This window comes from Streptomyces sp. NPDC032822, from assembly GCF_055578825.1.
Genome location: NZ_JBVIOL010000013.1, coordinates 26,092 through 47,090 on the forward strand (window position 1 = coordinate 26,092; position 20,999 = coordinate 47,090).

Annotated in this window: 13 protein-coding genes; 9 read left to right on the forward strand and 4 right to left on the reverse strand. The window is 70.3% G+C overall.

The annotated features are described in order from the left end of the window. Positions 1-7: 7 nt before the first annotated feature. The gene (locus ACZ5VD_RS31050) at positions 8-3,277 is read right to left on the reverse strand and encodes a discoidin domain-containing protein (RefSeq protein WP_468684035.1); all 3,270 of its coding nucleotides are present in this window, start codon (positions 3,275-3,277) and stop codon (positions 8-10) included. Between the two features lie 447 nt (positions 3,278-3,724). Further along, on the reverse strand, positions 3,725-4,753 hold the full coding sequence (locus ACZ5VD_RS31055) for a LacI family DNA-binding transcriptional regulator (RefSeq protein ID WP_468684037.1): 1,029 nt from the start codon (positions 4,751-4,753) through the stop codon (positions 3,725-3,727). A gap of 284 nt (positions 4,754-5,037) precedes the next feature. Between ACZ5VD_RS31055 and ACZ5VD_RS31060 the strand changes: the two genes are divergently transcribed. The 8 genes from ACZ5VD_RS31060 (at position 5,038) to ACZ5VD_RS31095 (ending at position 18,622) form a co-directional block, all read left to right on the forward strand. Continuing rightward, a complete protein-coding gene (locus ACZ5VD_RS31060; protein ID WP_468684038.1) occupies positions 5,038-6,354 on the forward strand; it encodes an ABC transporter substrate-binding protein in 1,317 nt (438 codons plus the stop codon). Between the two features lie 129 nt (positions 6,355-6,483). Further along, on the forward strand, positions 6,484-7,446 hold the full coding sequence (locus ACZ5VD_RS31065; RefSeq protein ID WP_468684039.1) for a carbohydrate ABC transporter permease: 963 nt from the start codon (positions 6,484-6,486) through the stop codon (positions 7,444-7,446). A 28-nt stretch (positions 7,447-7,474) separates the two neighbouring features. Further along, the gene (locus tag ACZ5VD_RS31070; RefSeq protein ID WP_468684187.1) at positions 7,475-8,296 is read left to right on the forward strand and encodes a carbohydrate ABC transporter permease; all 822 of its coding nucleotides are present in this window, start codon (positions 7,475-7,477) and stop codon (positions 8,294-8,296) included. Between the two features lie 41 nt (positions 8,297-8,337). Then, on the forward strand, positions 8,338-10,326 hold the full coding sequence (locus tag ACZ5VD_RS31075; RefSeq protein ID WP_468684040.1) for a glycoside hydrolase family 127 protein: 1,989 nt from the start codon (positions 8,338-8,340) through the stop codon (positions 10,324-10,326). A gap of 65 nt (positions 10,327-10,391) precedes the next feature. Continuing rightward, a complete protein-coding gene (locus tag ACZ5VD_RS31080; RefSeq protein WP_468684041.1) occupies positions 10,392-12,572 on the forward strand; it encodes a glycoside hydrolase family 127 protein in 2,181 nt (726 codons plus the stop codon). A gap of 170 nt (positions 12,573-12,742) precedes the next feature. Continuing rightward, positions 12,743-15,958, forward strand: coding sequence for a glycosyl hydrolase family 95 catalytic domain-containing protein (locus ACZ5VD_RS31085; RefSeq protein WP_468684042.1), 3,216 nt, complete (start codon positions 12,743-12,745; stop codon positions 15,956-15,958). 402 nt (positions 15,959-16,360) lie between these two features. Further along, positions 16,361-16,717: a PRC-barrel domain-containing protein gene (locus ACZ5VD_RS31090; RefSeq protein WP_468552667.1), complete on the forward strand. Its 357-nt coding sequence runs from the start codon at positions 16,361-16,363 to the stop codon at positions 16,715-16,717. Positions 16,718-17,344: 627 nt separating this feature from the next. Further along, complete coding sequence (locus tag ACZ5VD_RS31095; RefSeq protein WP_468684043.1) at positions 17,345-18,622, forward strand: FG-GAP and VCBS repeat-containing protein; 1,278 nt, start codon at positions 17,345-17,347, stop codon at positions 18,620-18,622. Between the two features lie 75 nt (positions 18,623-18,697). Here the strand turns inward: ACZ5VD_RS31095 and ACZ5VD_RS31100 are convergent, their stop codons facing one another. After that, positions 18,698-18,829 carry a hypothetical protein gene (locus tag ACZ5VD_RS31100; RefSeq protein ID WP_468552665.1) on the reverse strand — a complete coding sequence of 44 codons (132 nt, stop codon included), beginning with the start codon at positions 18,827-18,829 and terminating at the stop codon, positions 18,698-18,700. Between the two features lie 226 nt (positions 18,830-19,055). Continuing rightward, entirely contained in the window at positions 19,056-19,907 is an 852-nt protein-coding gene (locus ACZ5VD_RS31105) for an aldo/keto reductase (protein ID WP_468684188.1), read from the reverse strand. Positions 19,908-20,057: 150 nt separating this feature from the next. Between ACZ5VD_RS31105 and ACZ5VD_RS31110 the strand changes: the two genes are divergently transcribed. Beyond that, complete coding sequence (locus ACZ5VD_RS31110; RefSeq protein ID WP_468552664.1) at positions 20,058-20,966, forward strand: helix-turn-helix transcriptional regulator; 909 nt, start codon at positions 20,058-20,060, stop codon at positions 20,964-20,966. The last annotated feature ends 33 nt before the right edge of the window (positions 20,967-20,999 follow it).

The window sequence follows — 20,999 nt, forward strand, 5'->3', positions numbered from 1 at the left end:
ACACCCTTCAGCGCTGGGAGGTGGTGGTGGGGCCGTACACCTTTGTCTCAAGGAGGCCGACGGAGTTGGTGCCGTTGCCGGTGAGCAGCACTCGGAGCCGGGTGGTGCTCGTGGGGGTGAAGGTGACGGTGTTGTACTGGTTCTTGGCCAGCGGGTAGGTGCCGGCGCCGGGCATGTCGACGTAGGCGCTGCCGTTCCAGTACTGCAGTTTCCAAGAGGCGGGCATGTCGATGCCTTGGTCGTCGTCGAAGAAGTACACCTCGGCCCTGTCGAGGGTCTTCGCGCTAGGCCAGGTCAGCTCGGCCCACTGCTGGCCCGTCTGTGGCCAGGTGCCCCAGCGCGGGTTCACGGTGTCGTTGGACGACGGCGGGTCGATCCCGTCGTTGACCGCGGTGACGCTCTCCCACGAGGAGGTGTACGACGCGGACGCCGTCGCGGACCCCGCCTGGTTGGCCGGCGGCTGGACACCGCCCCGGTTGTAGACCTTGACCTCGGTGAGGCCCGTCTTCGCGCCGGACGCGTTGGTGGCCAGGACCCGTATGCGCTGGGCGCTGATCGTCGGGAACTGCACCACGTTGTAGTTGGCCCGCGGCACGGCCGGGCTCTTGGCCTGCCCCGGTGCGCTCACCCATGAACTGCCGTTGTAGTACTGGATGGTGTACGCGGACGGGGCCCGGTAGGTGGTACTGGCCGGGCGGCTGTCCTTGAAGTACAGGCGCACCTCGTTGAGCGTGCGGGCCGTGCCGAGGTTCAGCTCGTACCAGTCCTGGCTGCCTGCGGAGCCGCCCGCGCCCCAGAACGGTTCGTTGGTGGGGTAGCCGTCGACCGCGCCGGCCGTGGTGCTGCCTGAACCGGTGTGCGAGGCGGACACGGTCGCTCCGGAGGCCAGGTTGGTCAGGTCGGCGGTCAGGTCGACGCCGGCCTTGGCGAGCATGTCGACCATCTGGGGGCTGCTCTGCACGACCTGGTTGGGGGCCTTCAGCCCGGCCACGGAGGTGTGGTGGGTGACCGTGCCGGTGGTGGTGACGTCGCCGGTGGCGGGATCCCAGGTGAAGGGCACCAGCGAGTTGACGGTGGCGGCCCGGCTTCCGTCGACGTAGATCGAGTAGCCCTCCGGGACGCCGGGATAGCGCACCACTCCGTCGGCCGGGTCGTCCCAGACGAGGGACAGGTCGGCGCCCCGGTAACGGAGGTTGTTGACGGTGAAGTGACTCCAGCCGATGTCGATCGGGGACACCTCGACCTTGGCGTCGTTACGGGGCCGTAGGCCGGCGACGTCCTCGATCACGGTCCAGTTGCTGCTGCCGAGGATGTTGTGGTGGATCCAGGACCGGTAGTTGATGGAGCTGCCGTTCCAGTCGGCCCAGAACTCGTTGGCGTCCGGCCACTGGGTGTTGCCGCCGACGTACTGCGCCCAGGTGTTCCAGTAGAGCAGCTTCTTGTAGTCGGTCGCGTTCATCCAGGAGTTGGGGTACTTGCGCAGCACCGAGGAGTAGAGCCGGAACTGGACGGTCGAGTTGATGGTGGAGAAGTTGTTCGAGCCCGGCTCCCCGGCCTCGGCCGCCGCCTTCTTGTCGACCTGGTTCGCCGTGTAGAAGGGGAAGACCGGGTACTGGGCCGGATCGTCGTACAGCCGCAGAGCCTGCTTGTACGTCGCGGTGTCGGGGACGGCTCCGACCGAGAACGGGTAGTAGTTGTTGATCTCCTTCCAGGGCACCCATTCGTTGGTCGACTTCAACCGGTGTTCGAACAACTGCCGGTTCGGGTTCCAGAGCACATTGACGATCGCGTCCTTGATCTGGGTCGCGAGGGTGCGCATCTCGGTGGCCTTGGCGGTGTTGCCGGTCGCCTCGTAGGCCTGCGCGGCGGCGAGCGCGCCGCTGTACTGGTAGGCGGACTCGGCGCGGTCCATGGTGCCGGGCTTCCAGTGGAAGGAGACGGCGTCGGCGTCGTTGCCGGTCAGGGCGCCCCAGTCGTACTCGATGAGCTTGTTGTCGTCGTGGTCGTAGTACGCGAGCTGTCCCTTGACGTCGCCCTCGGCGTAGCGGGCCAGGTTGGCGGCGATGCCCGGCTGGCCGCCGTGGATCTGGTAGCTCTTCCACGCCGCCTCGGCGATGTACTGGGTATAGCTGTTGGACCAGTTCTCCGGGTCGCCGGGGTTGTCGAGGAACCGGCCGCCCTTGGAGGTCTGGCCGACGCCGATCCAGTCCCCGTACGCGTAGGCCGGGTTGCGCAGGTACTTGAGGTCGTCGATGTGCATCGGCTGGGTGAGCGCGATCGCGTTGTTGTAGCCGAGGACGCCCTCGGTCGAGGTCGGGAACTGGAAGGTCTGGCCGGGGATGTCGGCGTCGAGGCTGTTGAAGCGCATCAGCCACCAGCGGTAGTAGATGTTCTTCTTGATCGCGTCCTCGGGCACGTCGATGTAGGGCACGTTCTTCGCCCACCACAGGTTGTAGGCCCGGACGTGGGTGGCGAACGCGGTCGCGGGGGAGTGGCCCGCGTAGGCGTTGTACTCGGTGAGCGATCCGGGGATCTCGTCGGTGACGAAGCCCATCACCACCTTGGTGCTCACCGTGGCTCCGGCCGCGATCGTCACGGACCGGTCGAGGCCGCCGCCGGAGACGGCGAAACCGTCGCCGGTGAGCCGCGGTCGGATGGTGGTGAGGTTGTTGTAGGCGTTGACCTGCCCGGTCAGCTCGCTGCCGCTGCCCGTGGTGGCGTACGGGGACGTGGCCCGCAACCGTAGTGTGGTCGAGGCGCTGCCGTTGTTCTTGAGGGACAGGTTGGTCACGGCGACGTTGTTGTCGGTGATGAACTTGGTCTGCTCGACCGTGACCGAGCCGCTGGTGTGCACGCTCTTCCAGTGGCTGGGTACCTGCCGGCGCTGGGAGACCTGTTCGGTGAAGGTTCCCGGGGTGATCGCGACGGTGTAGGCGCTGTTGTCGTTGATGCTCTCCCAGTAGGCGACCTTGCCGCCGAACCCGAACCGGGAGGGGTCGTGCTCCTTCATGAACACCGCGCGCCCACGGCTCATCAGCCAGGGTCCCGCCGGGTCGTTGCCCGAACGGGCCAGCAGGCGGTCCATCCAGAAGTCGGTCCCGGAGCTCTCCGCGTCGTAGATGCTCTGCATCATGTCGCCGGGCGTGTAGTCGACGGGCGGTGCCGGGATCGCGGGCCCGCTGAAGGTGGGGAACCCGATGGTCTGCGCGGCGTGGGCCGGGGTCGCGGTGACGACGGAACAGACGATGAGGACCAGTGCGACAAGGAGGCGTCTCATCACAGGGCCCGCCGTTCCCCGGCCTCCCGAGGACCGACCGGTCTTCGGGGCCGCGTCGAGCCGGAGCCGGGTCGTGCGGCCGTCGCCTCGTGCGGCGGCGTAGCGGGGAGAGGTGCCGGGCCCTTGCGGGACCGGTGTCCGTGGTCTTCTCATCGGTTGCTCCCTGTCCGGTCGACAGCAAGCGTCTGCACCCGGGCGCGCGGGGTGAGGGGGCATCGACTGCCGTCGCTCATGTGGTGCTCATGACAGTTCTCAGGACATTGCTCGTGACGTGAGGCTGTGCACGTAGAGGTGCTGGAGAGCGAGGAGGAGGGAGCGCTGTGGGGGTGCTGGATCCCTGTGTCCCCGGGAGGTTCTGAAACGACCTAAAAGGTTTTCGCAACGTAGAGGCGGGCCCCGGAAGTGTCAAGAGTGGTGCGCGAGGCCCGAGTCGGCGGACCGTCCCGGTCAGGACAGCGGTGCGGTGGAGCCCCTGATCACCACGCGGCACGGCAGGCTCTCGACGCCCGAGCGCCGGGCTCCGCCGATCGCGCTGAACAGGGCGTGCGCGGCTGCCCGTCCGACCTGTTCGAGGTTCATGTCGACGCTGGTCAGCGGCGGGCGGGAGGCGGACGTCAGCACCCGCCAGTTGTCGAAGCCCATGACCGCCACGTCCTCCGGGACCCGATGGCCGCGCTCGCGCAGCACGTCCATCACGCCACGGGCGATCTGGTCGCTGCCGCACAGGACGGCGTCGACGTCCGGGTGCTGGTCGAACAGCATCGCGGTGGCCGCCCGCCCCCAGCCCTCCGACCACACCCCGAACCGTGGCTCGCCGACCAGGGCGAGGCCGGCGTCGGCGAGCGCGGACCGGGCGCCCTCGGCCCGCTCCCGCGCCGCGAGATACCCGGGGTCGCCCGTGATGTGCGCGATCCGCCCGCGTCCGCAGGCGAGCAGATGGTCCACGGCGATCCGGCCGGCGCCCACGTTGTCGGGCACGATGGACAGATCCGCCGGGTCCTGCGACGGCGCGTACGCGTAGACGACGGGAACGGTCAACTCGCGGCCCAGGGACGGGCGCGGATCGGTCCGGCTGCCGACCACGATGAGGCCGTCGACCCGGCGGCCGAGCAGCGCGCGCACGTGGTGCTGCTCGCGGATCGCGTCCCCGCGGGCGTCGCAGAGGAACACCGCGACCTCGCCCGCTCCGAAGGCGTCCTCGGCGCCCATGAGGATGGGGATGCTGAACCTGCCCTCCAGGTCGCTGGTGAGCAGGCCGACGGTGCCGGTGCGTCCGGCGAGCAGGCCGCGGGCCAGTTGGTTGGGCCGGAAGGACAGTCGCTCGGCCGCGTCGATGACGCGCTGCCGGGTCTCGGCGCGCACCTGGCTGCGGCCGTTGAGGGCCTTGGACGCGGTGGCGATGGACACGCCTGCCAGCCGGGCGACGTCGCTGAGCGTGGTGGGCTGCGAACGAGAGGGGTCGGTGGCCTGTGCCATGGGGTACTCCTGCCTCGTGTCGCGTGCCGGGGCCGTCGAGGCTGACACGTCGGGCGTAAAACAGTACGCGAAAGGTTTCGGACGGGGATCTCCTCCGCCTTTCGATGATCCGTCGACGCGCTTTTGTTACAGGGGGATTGACGGGCGACGGGTCGAGTTCTAGCGTCGCAGAAAACCTTTTCGGTCTCTTCCTGTCGCACAGCGCAGCGCCATCACAGCCATCGGCATCCATTGTCCCGACGGCCGACCGCACACGGCCTGTCGCGACAAGAGGGGGAGCGAACATGGGGAGCACGGTCGGACCACGTCGACGCGCACGCCGCCTCGTCACCGGCACCGTCGCCCTGCTCGCCGCGGCGAGCCTGGTCACGGCCTGCGGCTCGGGCGAAGGCGGCTCGGGCGGCGGGGGAGGAGGCGGGGCGGCGGACGCCGACGGCATCGATGACGGCGTCACCCTGACGATGTGGACGCGCGCGGCGACCCGGCCGCAGAGCGAGGCCCTGGTCAAGGCGTACAACGCCAGCCACAAGAACAGGATCGAGCTGACCGTCGTCCCCACCGACGACTACCAGGCCAAGGTCGGTGCCGCCGCCGGCTCGAAGGACCTGCCCGACCTGTTCGCCTCCGACGTGGTGTTCGTCCCGAACTACACCTCCAGCGGGCTCTTCGCCGACCTCACCGAACGCGTCGACGCCCTGCCCTTCGCCGAGCACCTCGCCCAGTCGCACATCAAGGCCGGCACGTACGAGGACAGGAAGTACGTCGTGCCGCACACCCTCGACCTGTCGGTGCTCTTCTACAACAAGGACCTCTACCGGCAGGCGAAGCTCGACCCCGACAAGCCGCCCACCAGCCTGGCCGAGTGGGACCGGCAGGCCCGGGCCGTCGACGCGCTGGGCTCGGGCGTCAACGGCACCTTCTTCGGCGGCAACTGCGGCGGCTGCGGCGTCTTCACCTGGTGGCCGTCGATCTGGGCCGCGGGGCAGGAGGTGCTGAACAAGGAGGGAACCGAGGCGGAGCTCTCCTCCGACACCGCGAAGAAGGTGTACGACACCTACCGCGGGTGGGTCGACGACGACATCGTGGCCCCCGGAGCACGCGAGGAGACGGGCACGACCTGGACCGGCGTCTTCCCGAAGGGCAAGGTCGGCGTCATGCCCATGCCGTCGACCACCCTGGGCCTGATGCCCAAGGACCTCGACCTCGGTGTCGCACCCATCCCCGGACCCGACGGTGGCAGGTCCACCTTCGTCGGCGGCGACGCCATCGGTATCGCCGCCACCAGCGGGTCGGCCGACCAGGCCTGGAACTTCCTCGCCTGGTCACTGGGCGACAAGGCCCAGGTCGACGTGGTCGCCGCGCACAAGGACGTGGTGGCCCGCACCGACCTCGCGTCCAACAAGTACTCCCGGGCGGACCCACGGCTGGTGACCATCAACGAACTGGTGGCCGACGGCCGTACCCCGTACGCGCTGAAGTTCGGCCAGACCTTCAACGACCCCAACGGGCCCTGGCTGAGCCTGATGCGCGACGCCGTCTTCGGTGACGGGGCGAAGGTCGAGAAGGACAACGAGGCGGTCAGCGCATCCCTGACCGACTGAGCGGGCACCCCGTGCGGAACGGGCGAGGCGGCCCTCACGGACCCGCAGCCGCCGGTCACGGCTTCCGGCCCGCGGCCCGGACACCGGCATCGACATCAGCACCCCTCCCTCACACGGCAGAGGAGCGCCATGCAGGTGAAGGCGGCCGACCGCACGGCGCCCACGCACCAGGGCCCGCCGGAGCACCGGACCCGCCCCCGGCGCGCACCCGCGCGCCGGCGGTCGTCCCGCACGGCGCAGGGCCTCGCCTACGCGGCCCCCACCGCCGTGTTCGTCGCGGTGTTCTTCCTGCTGCCGCTGCTGCTCGTCGGCCAGATGTCGCTCAGCGACTGGCCGCTCCTCGCGGGCGACCGAGGCCTCAACGCCCCCGAGAACTACACCGGCGCGACCGACAGCACCCTGTTCTGGCCCGCGGTCCGCTTCACCCTCCTCTACACCGTGATCGTCACGGTCGTCCTCCTGGGCCTCGCCCTCCTGCTCGCCCTGCTGGTGCAGGAGTCCCGGCCCGGGGCGGGCTTCTTCCGCACGGTCTACTTCCTGCCCGGCGCCCTGGGACTGGCCTCCGCGTCCCTGCTGTTCTGGGGCCTGTACAGCCCCACCACCGGCCCGCTCAGCCGCGTCCTGGAGAAACTCGGCCTCGTCGACGACCCGGTGTCCTTCCTCGGCACACCGACCTCCGCCCTGCTGTCGACGGTCTTCCTCATCGTCTGGAAGTTCGCCGGCTTCTACATGCTGATCCTCCTCGTGGGCCTCCAGCGCATCCCCCAGGAGGTGTTCGAGGCCGCCCGCATGGACGGCGCGAGCCGCGGCCAGATCTTCCGCTCCATCACGCTGCCCCTGCTGCGGCCGTCCCTCGCCCTGACCCTGCTGCTGTGTGTGACCGGATCCCTGCTGGCCTTCGACCAGTTCTTCATCCTCACCAAGGGCGGACCGGACAACAGCACCGTCACCGTCGTCCAGTTGATCTACCGCGAGGCCTTCCAGCGGCTGGACCTGGGCACCGCGGCGGCCCTGTCGATCACCGTCCTGGGCGTGCTGCTCCTCCTCAACGTCCTCCAGTTCCGCGGACTGCGCCGCGCCGACGAGTCATGAGCACCACCTCATGGGAAGGGACACCACGGTGCTGACCCGCGCCCTCGGCCGCACGCCCTACTACGTCGTCGCCGGAGGGCTGGCGGTCGTCTTCCTCTTCCCGCTGCTGTGGAACACCTGGGCCTCGGTCAGCGGTCAGCCCGGCACCGCACAGGAGTCCGGCTACGGCCTCGGCAACTACCGCACGCTGCTCGACTACGACGCGGGCCTGTGGCGCTACCTCCTGAACAGCACCGTCGTCTCCGCGCTGACCGTCGCCCTGACCCTCGGAGTGTCGCTGCTGGGCGGCTACGCCTTCGCCCGCTTCGACTTCCCCGGCAAGAACCTGCTGTTCCTGCTCACCCTGGCCATCCTCATGGTCCCCTACGCCACCCTCCTCATCCCGCTCTACGTCCTGCTCGGCCGGCTCCACCTGCAGAACTCCCTGATCGGACTGAGCCTGGTCCTGGCCATGTTCCAACTGCCGTTCGCCACCTTCATGATGCGGATCTCCTTCGAGGCCGTCCCGCGCGAACTGGAGGAGTCGGCACTCGTCGACGGCTGCGGCACGGCGGGCGCGCTGCGCCGCGTGCTCCTCCCCGCCGTACGCCCGGGACTGATCACCGTCGGCCTGTTCGCGTTCCTCGCGGCCTGGAACGACTTCATCGCGCCGCTGATCCTCATCTCCGACAGCCAGAAGGCACCGCTGCCCCTGGCCGTCGCGAACCTGCGGCAGCAGAGCATGGGCGCCGTCGACTACGGCGCCACCGAGGCGGGCGTGGTGGTCCTCGCCGTGCCCTGCCTCCTCCTGTTCCTGCTGCTGCAACGGCACTACATACGGGGCTTCATGTCCGGCGCGCTCAAGGGCTGACGTACCCGATGCCGCACCACCTGGACGGACCGCCCGGACGGATGACCGAAGGGATGAACCGAAGGCATGAAGTGGTGAAGGAGAACACAGCGGGGTCCCTCGTCCTGCCGGTGGCGCCGACCCGCGGCAGGCTGCGACCGCTAGGGCTCGACGAGGTCAGCATCACCGGCGGCTTCTGGGCCCGCCGCCGGCACACCAACGAGACCGCCACCCTCGGCCACTGCCGGGACTGGATGGAACGCGCCGGCTGGACCGGCAACTTCCGGGCCGCCGCCGAGGGCCGCATCCAACAGGACCGGCGCGGCCGGGAGTTCGCCGACTCCGAGGTCTACAAGCTCCTCGAAGCCATGGCCTGGCAGGCCGGCACCGCGGGCACACTCGACACGGACATCGCCGCACTCACCGAGGCCGTCGCGCCCGCCCAGGAACCGGACGGCTATCTGAACACCGCCTTCGGCCGCCCCGGACAGCCACCCCGCTACAGCGACCTCGAATGGGGCCACGAGCTGTACTGCCACGGGTTCCTCATCCAGGCGGGCGTCGCGCAGGCCCGGGCCCGGGGCGAGGGCGAGCTGACGAAGATCGCCCGCCGGGCCGCCGACCACATCTGCACCACGTTCGGCCGAGGCGGCGTCCAGGGCGTCTGCGGCCATCCCGAGATCGAGACGGCCCTGGTCGAACTGGCCAGGCTGACGGGGGAGCAGCGCTACCTCGACCAGGCCGCGCTCTTCGTCGACCGCCGTGGCCACGGCACGCTCGCCGACGGCGAGTTCGGCCGCGTCTACTACCAGGACGACCTGCCCGTGCGCCGGGCCACGGTGCTGCGCGGCCACGCCGTACGCGCCCTCTACCTCGCCGCCGGCGCCGTCGACGTGGCCGTGGAGACCGGGGACGAGGACCTCCTCGACGCGGTCGTACGGCAGTGGGAGGCGACGGTCGCCCGACGGACCTATCTGACCGGTGGCATGGGCTCGCACCACCGGGACGAGGCCTTCGGCGACGACTTCGTCCTCCCGCCGGACCGCGCCTACTCGGAGACCTGCGCCGGCGTCGCCTCCGTGATGCTCAGTTGGCGGCTGCTGCTGGCCACCGGCGAGCCACGGTTCGCCGACCTCGCCGAGCGGACCCTGTTCAACGTGGTCGCGACCTCTCCGGCACAGGACGGCCGCTCCTTCTTCTACGCCAACACCCTGCACCGACGCCACCGGGGCGCCGTGCCCGCCGCGGACGCGGTGAGCCCGCGCGCCGAGTCGGGCCTGCGCGCGCCCTGGTTCGCGGTGTCCTGCTGCCCGACCAATGTGGCGCGGACGCTGGCCCAGCTGCCCGCGTACCTCGCGACGGCCGACGACCACGGGGTGCAGCTGCACCAGTACGCCGACGCGCGGATCGCCACCACGCTCGCAGGGGGGCACGGGGTCGCGCTGCGCGTCCGTACCGACTACCCGTCGGGCGGCACCGTGACCGTGCGCGTCGACCGGTCGTCCTCGGACCGCCCGTGGACGGTGTCGCTGCGCGTCCCCGCCTGGACGGAGGGCGCCACGGCGTGGCTCGTCGAGCCGGACGGGACCCGCCGGACCGTCGCCCCGGGCACGGCCGCGGTGACCCGCGATTTCCGGCCCGGTGACGAGATCCGGCTCGAACTGCCCGTACGGCCGCGCTGGATCCGGGCCGATCCGCGCGTCGACGCCGTCCGCGGCACGGTGGCCGTGCAGCGCGGGCCGCTGGTGTACTGCGCCGAGTCCGTGGACCTGCCGGACGGACACGACGTCGACGTGATCGGGGTGGACCCGTCCGTCCCGCCGCAGGACGGGCCCGACGGCACCGTGGTCACCGCCGGGCGGATCACCGCGTACGACACACCGCGCGACCGGACCTGGCCCTACCGGCCGCTCGACGCGGACGCCGCCCCACCGGCCGCCGACCGCACGGGAATCGTCCTGGTCCCCTACCACTCCTGGGCGAACCGGGGGCCTTCGACGGTGCGGGTGTGGCTGCCGGCCGTGGAACCGGATCCGCCCGCCCCGTCGTGACAACACCGTCCCCGCCCCCACCCAGCCCCTTTCCGCCGACGACCGAAGCAGACCGGAGTCAGAGCATGTCCCAACCCCCCACACGCCGCCGTCTGTTGCGACTCGCAGCCGGGACAGCGGCCGCCGTCCCCCTCACCCAGGCGATCACGCCCGCTCACGCCGCCACCGGAGCGGACCGGACCGCGCCGCCCGTCACGGGGGCGGCCCCCGGCCGGGCCGCCACGGCCTCGGCAGCCGCCCTGCCCACCTGGCCGGTACGTCCGTTCCCGCTCGGCCGAGTCGCCCTCGGCGAGGGCCCGTTCCGCCGCAAGCGCGACCTGATGCTCGACTACGCCAGGGCCTACCCGGCCGACCGCATCCTGGCCGTCTTCCGGGCCAACGCCGGACTCGACACCCGCGGCGCCCGCCCGCCCGGCGGCTGGGAGACCTCCGACGGCAACCTGCGCGGCCACTACGCCGGCCACTTCCTCACCCTCGTCGCCCAGGCGTACGCCGACACGGGGGAGGCCGCACTCAAGACCAAACTGGACTACCTGGTCGGCGCGCTCGGCGAGTGCTGGCAGGCCCTGGCGGAGCACGGATCGCCGAGGCCCAGCCACCCCGGATACCTGGCGGCGTACCCGGAGACCCAGTTCATCCTGCTGGAGAGCTACACGACCTACCCCACCATCTGGGCCCCGTACTACACCTGCCACAAGATCATGCGCGGTCTCCTCGACGCACACACCCTCGCCGGGAACAGCCAGGCCCTGGAGATCGCCGCGAAGATGGGCGACTGGGTGCACAGCAGGCTCGGCTCCCTGCCCAAAGCCCAGCTGGAGCGGATGTGGTCCATCTACATCGCCGGCGAGTACGGCGGGATGAACGAGGTGCTGGCGGACCTGTACGCCCTCACCGGCCGGGAAGAACACCTCGCCGCCGCCCGCTGCTTCGACAACACCGCACTGCTGAACGCCTGCGCCGAGAACCGCGACATCCTGGAGGGCAGGCACGCCAACCAGCACATCCCGCAGTTCACCGGCTACCTGCGGCTGTTCGACGCCACGGGGGAGGAGCCGTATGCCGATGCCGCCCGCAACTTCTGGGGCATGGTCGCGGGCCCCCGGACGTACAGCCTGGGCGGAACGGGTCAGGGGGAGATGTTCCGCGCCCGAGGTGCCGTCGCGGCCACCCTGGGCGACGACAACGCCGAGACCTGCGCGACGTACAACATGCTCAAGCTGAGCCGGCAGCTGTTCTTCCACGCGCAGGACCCCGCCTACATGGACTACTACGAGCGCGGCCTGACCAACCACATCCTCGCCTCCCGCCGGGACGCCCCCGGCACGGACAGCCCGGAGGTCACCTACTTCGTCGGGATGGGCCCAGGGACGCGGCGCGAGTACGGCAACACCGGCACTTGCTGCGGCGGCACCGGCATGGAGAACCACACCAAGTACCAGGACTCGGTCTACTTCCGCTCCGCCGACGGCAACGCCCTGTACGTCAACCTCTACCTCGCCTCGACCCTGCGGTGGCCGGAGAGGGGTTTCGTCATCGAGCAGACCAGTGCGTATCCGGCCGAGGGCGTACGCACTCTGACGATCCGTGAGGGCAGCGGCAGGCTCGACGTGCGCCTGCGGGTTCCGTCCTGGGCCACGGCGGGGTTCACCGTCACGGTCAACGGGGTGCGGCAGCGGGCCGAGACGGTCCCCGGCAGCTACCTCACCCTGAGCAGAAGCTGGCGGCGCGGCGACCGGATCCGGATCTCCGCCCCCTACCGCCTGCGCGTCGAAAGGGCCCTGGATGACCCCACCGTCCAGTCGCTGTTCCACGGACCGGTCCTGCTGGTCGCCCAGAGCCAGGAACGGCATTTCCGCACGTTCTCCTTCTACAAGGACTTCACCCTCCGGGGCGACCTCGCCGACGCGATCCACCCCGAGGGCCGCCCGGCGCACTTCACCACGCACGGCCTGACCCTGGCACCGTTCCCCCTCGCGGACGACACCCGCTACCACGCCTACTTCAAGCGCTCGGAGCCCGTCGTCGTGTTCGGCGCCACCGACTCGGGGGTGCCCAACCGTGCCCGCGCCGACGGTCTGACCTTCCTCGACGTGCTCTGGCAACAGGCTCCCTTCGCCGCCTCCGGCGACTTCGTCCGGGCGGTTCGCGTCCTCGCGGACGCGTGGCTGTCCGAGGGTCTGTTCACGCGCGGCGAGCGGGACGGGGTCGTGATGGCCGCGAGCCGCGCGGACCTGAAGCGCTGAGGTGCCGAGCCGCTGAGGCGCCGAGGGGCCGGGGTGGCACTGAGTGAGTGACCGCACGCCCCTAGACATCCGATCTATTCTCCGGCGACGATGATCGCGCCCTCGACAGTGTCGATGGGGCCGTCACGTCCTCTTTGAAAGAGCCGATGAATGGGCCGGGAGATCTCACTGTGATCAATGAATCCCAACCGCAGCGACGAAGCATCCTCAAGTTTGGCGGTGCCTTCGCCCTCGCACCTCTGATCACTCAGCTGACCGGCGGAACCCCCGCGGGACAGGCGGTCGCCGCGGGGACCGGCGCACCGGTGGCCTTCCAGTGGCCGACCCTGTCGCGCAAGGCGCTGACGTACTCCCTGCCCGCGGCTGACTGGCAGTCGCAGGCCCTGCCGATCGGCAACGGCCGACTCGGTGCCATGCTCTTCGCCGATCCCTACGAGGAGCGCGTCCAGTTCAACGAACAGAGCCTGTGGGGCGGCGTCAACAACTACGACAACGCCCTCGCGGGCAAGCCGGACAGCGATTTCGACACCGGCATGACCGGCTTCGGCTCGTACCGGAACTTCGGTGACGTCGTCGTCACCTTCGCTCCCCGTGCGAGCCCGAAGGTCACGGCCCCGGGCGGCCCGTACAGCAGTTCCTCGGCGGAGGGCGTCGACAAGACGTACGACGGCGAGCCGAGCACCAAGTGGTGCATCGAGGGGCCCGGTTCGACGGTGCGGTGGCAGGTCGAGCTCCCCGAACCCGTCGCGGTCGCCTCGTACCGTCTGACGAGCGCCGACGACGTGCCGCAGCGCGACCCGCAGCAGTGGACGTTCGCCGGTTCCGCCGACGGCACCACCTGGACCACGCTGGACGGCCGCACCCTGGAGGCACCCTTCGAGAACCGCTTCCAGACGAAGGAGTTCGCCACTCCCGACACCGGCACCGAGCCTGCCGCCTACCGTTTCTACCGGTTCGACTTCGTTCCCGTGGCGGGCGTCAGCCACTTCCAGGTGAGCGAGATCGGCCTGTCCGGCGTCGACCTCGGCGGGGGCGGTGCGATCTACCTGTCGTCACCGAGCGGGCACTCGAAGGGGGGCGGCGCAAGGTCCCGGGCCACGGACATCTCACGTTCGGCGGACGGTGACCCGGCCACGGTCTGGCGGGTCGACACCGCCGCACCGACGGTGGTCTGGCAGGCCGACCTGCCGCGCGCGGTCGCCGTCACCTCGTACGCGCTCACGGCCGCCCCGGACCGGCCGCGGGACGACCCCCGACGCTGGACACTGGAGGCGTCGCAGGACGGGCGTGTCTGGACGACCCTCGACACGCAGAACCCCGGAGCCCCCTTCGCCGACCGCGGCAGAACCCGGACCTACCGGATCGCCAACACCACGGCCTACCGCGCCTACCGGCTCACCCTGGCCCCCGGCGCGTCCGCCACCGGCTTCCAGATCGCGGAGATCGCCCTGGAAGGCAGCGGCTTCGACACGCGCACGCAGCGGACGGTCGTCGACTACCAGCGCTCCCTCGACTTCGTGAAGGGCGTCCACACCACCCGCTTCGGCACACCGGGACGCCGCGTCCTGCGCGAGGCCTTCGCCAGCCGGTCCGCGGACGTCATGGTCTTCCGGTACGCGTCGGACGGCGCCCGGGGCCTCTCCGGAGCGATCTCGCTGACGTCCGGACAGGACGAGGCCCCGACGAGCCTCGACGCCGACGCCGGCCGGATCAGCTTCAGCGGTGTCATGGGAAACGGACTCAAGCACACCTGCACCGTCCGGGCCGTGCACACCGACGGCGACCTCCGCGCCGACGGGTCGGTGCTCCGGTTCAACGACTGCACGACCCTGACCCTGTTCCTCGACGCGCGCACCGACTACCGGCTCGACGCCGCCGCCGGATGGCGCGGACCCGACCCCGAACCGATCGTCGCCAGGACGCTCGCCAAGGCCTCCGCCCGGTCCTACGGCAGACTCCGCGACGAGCACACCGCCGAGACCAGCGCCCTCATGAACCGTGTCTCGGTCTCCTGGGGCACCTCCGCCGCCGACGTCGTCGCCCTGCCGACCGACGCCCGGCTGGCACGCTACGCGGCGGGCGGTGAGGACCCGACACTCGAACAGGCGATGTTCGACTACGGCCGCTACCTCCTGATCAGCTCCTCCCGCCCGAACGGCCTGCCCGCCAACCTCCAGGGCCTCTGGAACGACAGCAACCAGCCGGCCTGGGCCTCCGACTACCACACCAACATCAATGTCCAGATGAACTACTGGGGAGCCGAGACCACGAACCTGCCCGAGAGCCATCAGGCACTCGTCCGGTTCATCGAGCAGGTCGCGGTGCCCAGCCGCGTGGCCACCCGCAACGCCTTCGGTGCGGACACCCGTGGCTGGACCGCCCGCACCAGCCAGAGCATCTTCGGCGGCAACTCGTGGGAGTGGAACACCGTCGCGAGCGCCTGGTACGCCCAACACCTCTACGAGCACTGGGCGTTCACCCAGGACATGAGCTACCTCCGCAGCACCGCCTACCCGATGATCAAGGAGATCTGCGAGTTCTGGGAAGACCACCTCAAGGAACGCGAGGACGGGCTCCTCGTCGCACCGAACGGCTGGTCCCCCGAGCACGGGCCGCGCGAGGACGGCGTCATGTACGACCAGCAGATCATCTGGGACCTGTTCCAGAACTACCTCGACTGCGAGGCGGCACTCAAGACGGACCCCGCCTACCGGGCCAAGGTCACGGACATGCAGGCACGCCTCGCGCCGAACAGGATCGGCAAATGGGGTCAACTGCAGGAGTGGCAGGAGGACATCGACAGCCCCACCGACATCCACCGTCACACCTCGCACCTCTTCGCGGTCTACCCGGGCCGCCAGATCACTCCCAGGACAGCCGACTTCGCGGCCGCCGCCCTCGTCTCGCTCAAGGCGCGATGCGGCGAGAAGGAAGGCGTCCCGTTCACGGCCGCGACGGTGTCCGGTGACAGCCGCCGCTCGTGGACCTGGCCCTGGCGGGCGGCCCTCTTCGCCCGGCTCGGCGACGGGCACCGCGCCCAGATCATGCTGCGGGGGCTGCTGACCTACAACACGCTGCCCAACATGTTCGGCAACCACCCGCCCTTCCAGATGGACGGCAACTTCGGCATCACGGGCGCGGTGGCGGAGATGCTCCTGCAGAGCCACGACGACGTCATCCACCTGCTGCCCGCCCTGCCGGACGACTGGAAGGCCAAGGGTTCCTTCACCGGACTCCGCGCCCGCGGCGGTTACGAGGTCGGCTGCGAGTGGCGGAACGGCAAGGTCACGTCGTACACCGTCGTGGCCGACCGGGCGCGGCACCGGGGCCAGGTCACCGTGCGCGTGAACGGGGCCGACAAGACGGTGAGGCCGACCAGGCCCTGACGAAGGCACCGGGCTCGCCCTGGAGTTCTTCTCGCATTTCGGCCATATTTCCGTGTTCAGCAAAGAGGCGGACGTTGGTTCGGCGATGGACGAACTTGATTCCTCTGCATCGTGTTCCGCTGCGGATCCGGAATCGCCGCGGTATGGATCTCGCGCCGCGAACTCTGTGGGGTGGCGCAACGCCGCGCGGGGCGTGTGACTGATCGGCCTCGTTGCACGCCCGAAGGTGGAAGTGGCCACTGTTGTCGCTGGTAGCCGAGCTTTTTCAAACAGATGAGTGAACCTCCGGACGAGGGGCACCCACAACGAAGGCGGTCGCGAAACCGCTGTGTAGGAGGAACGGAAAAAGGTGGAACAGCGGGAATCCCCGCTGTCCCCCGTTTACCGGAGGAGTTGTTTTGCGTGACTGAGAATGTGTGGAGTTACAAGTCGACCGCGGGTCGCCTGGCGGGCGCCGACCTCACCGGCTACAAGGTCGAGGCGACGGACGGCAGCATCGGCAAGGTCGACAAGCACTCCGACGAGGTCGGTGACGCCTACCTGGTGGTGGACACCGGTGTGTGGATCTTCGGCAAGGAGGTTCTGCTCCCGGCGAGCACGGTCATCAGCATCGACTCGGACGAGCGGAAGATCTTCGTCGACCGCACCAAGCAACAGATCAAGGACGCTCCTGAGTTCGACCGCGACAAGCACCTCGGCGACCAGGGCTACCGCGACGAGCTGGGCACCTACTACGGCACCGGCGGCCCGCGCATCTGATCCACGCCCGCACTGAGCAGCAACGCGGCCCCGGGACTCCTCGCAGGAGCCCCGGGGCCGTTGCGTGCGTCGCCACGCGTCGGCCTGGGGGTACTGGTGGGCCACTTCGCGGCCGTGGAGACCACCTCCTCACCGCCTGGCGAGAAGGCCGCACCCACTGCGCACACCACGGTGACCCGTCGGCCGCACCACGGAAGGCGCGAAGCCGTCCTGCCTGGCGGGACCCCAGGGCCCCGAACTGACCGAGTGGCAGGGTGCAGGCCCCGCCGGCCCCCGGCCAGGACCGTCGCCGAGGGCCGCTCACCGCACTCGCGCGCACCATCGCGCGTGCGCCGACCCGTCATGACCTCGTCCGTGACAGGCACTCGGCAACCGGACGAGCCGCACGGCGAGCGAGTGGAGGGCGGCGTACAACCGTTGCCGCGTGGTGCGGGTCTTGCTGGTTGCCGGGCACGGGTGAAGTACGGCCGGCTCTTCGCCGATCCGAGGGGGTTCGCCCTGTATTCCCGTACTTTTCACGCCGCTGCCATCGCCGTTGCCGCCACCGCCATCGTGGTGACATGCGCGATTCCCGCAGCACCCTTCGGTGACGGCCCGCACGGGAGTGCGGCCCCCTTCGACGCAGCGGTGTCCGCGAGGGCGGACTTCGATGGTGACGGATACGCCGACGTGGCCATCGCCGCGCCCGCCGGCACCGTCGGCGGCAAGGCCGGTGCCGGCTATGTCGCCGTCGTCTACGGCATGGCTGCGGGGCCCGACGGAGTCAAGCGGCAGATCATCAGCCAGAATCGCTACGGCGTTCCGGGCACGGCCGAGACCGGGGACCGTTTCGCCGATTCGCTGACGGCGGCGGACCTGGACGCCGACGGCTTCACCGACCTGGTGGTCACCACCTCCGGCGAGGACATCGGTGACGCCCGGGACGTAGGGACGCAGACCGTCATGTGGGGAGGCGTGGGCGGCCTCGCCACCGGTGCCTCCCTCGGCTCCGGCCGGACCCGGACCCAAGCCGGCGACTTCGACGGCGACGGACACGTCGACCTGGCGAGCGCCGACCGGATGCGATACGGGCCGATCAGCCGGGCCGGTGCGGCCGCCCGCACGACGCCCCTGGTCGCGTCGGGGGCCGGTGTCCGCAGTGTCGGTGCTCTGCAGGCCGGCGACGTGGACGGCGACGGCATCACCGACCTCCTGGTCAGTGCCGCCTCAGGTGGCACGGGGAGTTCGGGGACGATCCGGGTACGACTGCTCAAGGGCGGCCACAGCGGGCTGAGGACCGGGCCGGTCATCGCATCCGCCGACACGGTGCGGGCGGAGAGCATCGCGCTCGGCGATGTCGACGGCGACGGCCGCCCCGACGTCGTCTTCGGACGGCCCACCGCGGCGGGCGGCGGCCTCGTGGGAGTCGTACGGGGTACCGCCGACGGGTTCGCCGCCAAGGCCGCGTTCATCAGCCAGAGCACGTCCGGAGTTCCCGGCACCGGCGAGAGCGGCGACCGCTTCGGCACGGATGTCCGCGTCGGTGACGTCAACGGCGACGGATACGCCGACGTCGTCACCGGCGTCCCCGGCGAGGACCTGGCCGGCCGCACCGACGCCGGCAGCGTCGCCGTCCTGCGGGGGAGCGCGACGGGCCTCACCGGTCGCGGTGCCGGCGTCATCAGCCAGAACACGAGCGGCGTCCCCGGCACGGCCGAGAACGGCGACGCCTTCGGCAGCGGTGTCGCCGTGGTGGCAGACCACATCGCCGTCTCCGCTCCCCGGGAGAACACCGGCACAGGCGCGGTGTGGGTCTTCGCCACCTCCGGCTCCGGTGTCGCCACCGCCGGATCGGTGTCCTTCGGGCCGCGAACGCTGGCCGCGCCCGTGACCGGAGCGAGGTTCGGCTCCGTGTTCCAGAAGTGACGTCGGTGCCGCTCGACACCCGTACCGGGCGGCATCCACCCCACACCGTCGAAGTGAGGGGGCGCCGCTCGGGTGTCACCGCGGGGTGAAGCAGACCATCGGGTTGTCCCGGCCGTCCCGGAGCGGGTGGCCCAGCGCGAGCGACCGCTTGACGTCGTTCTGCCGGGCGTGGATCTCGGGTACGCGGGACCCGGAAGGCGGTGACACGGACGTTCTCCCGCGCGTCCCCCTGCGCGAACGTCCGGCGGCCCGCCGAGAGTTGGTCCGGAACCTCACGAACGACGTGCTCTACGCCGGGCGGGCAGCGCGCGGATCACCCAGACCTGGCGCTGTCCACAGTGTCCGTCCGCCGGGGTGGGGCATGCCGCTGATGAGTTGGTCTCGGTGATGAGCGGTTCGGTCATGTCGTGCCGTGGTGCCGTCGGCTGACCGGTCAGCCGTCCAAGCGCCATGCGGTGAGCCGGCTGACCATGTCCGGGGCGTGGTGGTCGAAGAACAGCGTCGCCCCGGTGTCCAGAGCGGCGATGGCCGCCATCTGGTCGTCGGTGAGCTGGAAGTCGAAGATGTCGATGTTCTCCGCCATGCGCTCCGCGCGGACCGACTTGGGGATGGCGACGACGCCGCGCTGGGTCAGCCAGCGGAGAACCACCTGTGCCACGGACTTGCCGTGTTTCTCACCGATCTCGCTCAGGACCGGGTGGGTGAAGATGTCGTTCTTGCCCTCGGCGAAGCCGCCCCACGACTGGATCTGGACCTCGTGCTCGCGCATGAGGTCCTGGTCGGCGGTGCGCTGGAAGAACGGGTGGGTCTCGATCTGATTGACGGCGGGGGTGATCTCCTTGTTGAGGACGAGGTCGAGCAGCCGGTCGGGGTAGAAGTTGGCGACACCGATCGCCTTGGCGAGGCCCTCGCGGTCAAGAGCCTCCATGGCACGCCACTGGCCGTACACGTCGCCGTAGGGCTGGTGCATCAGGTACAGGTCGATGTGGTCCAGACCGAGCTTGGTCAGCGACGTCTCGAAGGCGCGCCGGGTGTTCTCCTCGGCGGGCGCGTCCTGGACCCACAGCTTGGTGGTGACGAACAGCTCCTCGCGCGGGATACCGCTGTTCTGGATCGCCTGGCCGACGGCCTCCTCGTTGCCGTATGCGGCGGCGGTGTCGAGCAGCCGGTAGCCGGCGGCAAGGGCGTCGGTGACGGCCTGCTCGGTCTGTTCCGGTGGGATCTGGTAGACGCCGAAACCGAGGATCGGCATCTGGACGCCGTTGTTGAGGGGGACGGTCTGGATGAGGGGTTCCTTCATTTCGCGGGGTCTTCGAGCATCCCGCCTTTCCGGTCCGGGTGGCAGGTCGGGCGGTGCCGGGGAGCGGCGTTCGGGGTAATGGCAGGGCCCCTCACGCGCGCGACACCCAGGTCGGCGCGGTGTGACACTGAGGGCATGGCATCCGAGCAGAGCACAGACGGGGGCGGCGGAGAGCTGGGCCGGTTCCTGCGCGCGCGGCGCACCCAGACGAGCCCCGACCAGGTCGGCCTCACCGTGGGCACCGGGCTGCGCCGTACCCCCGGTCTGCGCCGCGAGGAACTGGCCACGCTCTCCGGCGTCAGCATCGACTACTACGTCCGCCTGGAGCGCGGCAAAGAGACCCGGCCCAGCCCCGCCGTGCTGGACGCGATCGCCCGCGCCCTGCGCCTGGACGACGCCGAGCACCAGCACCTGCGCGAGCTCGCCACCCGGGCCGCACGGTACGCCCCCGTGCCTCCGCCGCCGCCGAGCCGCACCGTGCGCCCGCACCTGCAACTGGTCCTGGAGACACTGCGGCCGAGCCCCGCCTACGTCATCAGCCGCAGCATGGACCTGCTCGCCTGGAACCCCGGCGGCCTCGCCCTGTACGCGGGCCTCGCCGACTGGCCCGCCACCCAGCGCAACCTCGCCCGCTACCTCTTCCTCCACCCCACCGCCCGCTCCCTCTTCCCCGACTGGGAACACCAGGTCCGCGGCTGTGTCGCCCGGCTGCGCGCCCAGTCCGGCGTCGACCCGGACGCCCCCGACCTCGCCGACCTGGTGGGCGAACTCCTGCTCAAGAGCCCTGATTTCGTCAAGCTGTGGGAGCGCTACGACGTCGTCGGCCGTAAGAAGCTCCAGAAGACCTTCCACCACCCCGAGGTCGGCGCCCTCACCCTCACCGGCCAGAGCATGCACCTCGAAGACACTCCCGGCCGGCGCCTCGGCGTCTACACCGCCGAACCCGGCACCCCCGACCACGACGCCATGCTCCTGCTCGACCTGAGCGCACCTGGGCCCACCGCGCATCCGGACAAGCCTGCCGGACAGCGGCGGCGTACATGACCGGGACCGACAGGCGTTCCGGCCCTGGCTCGG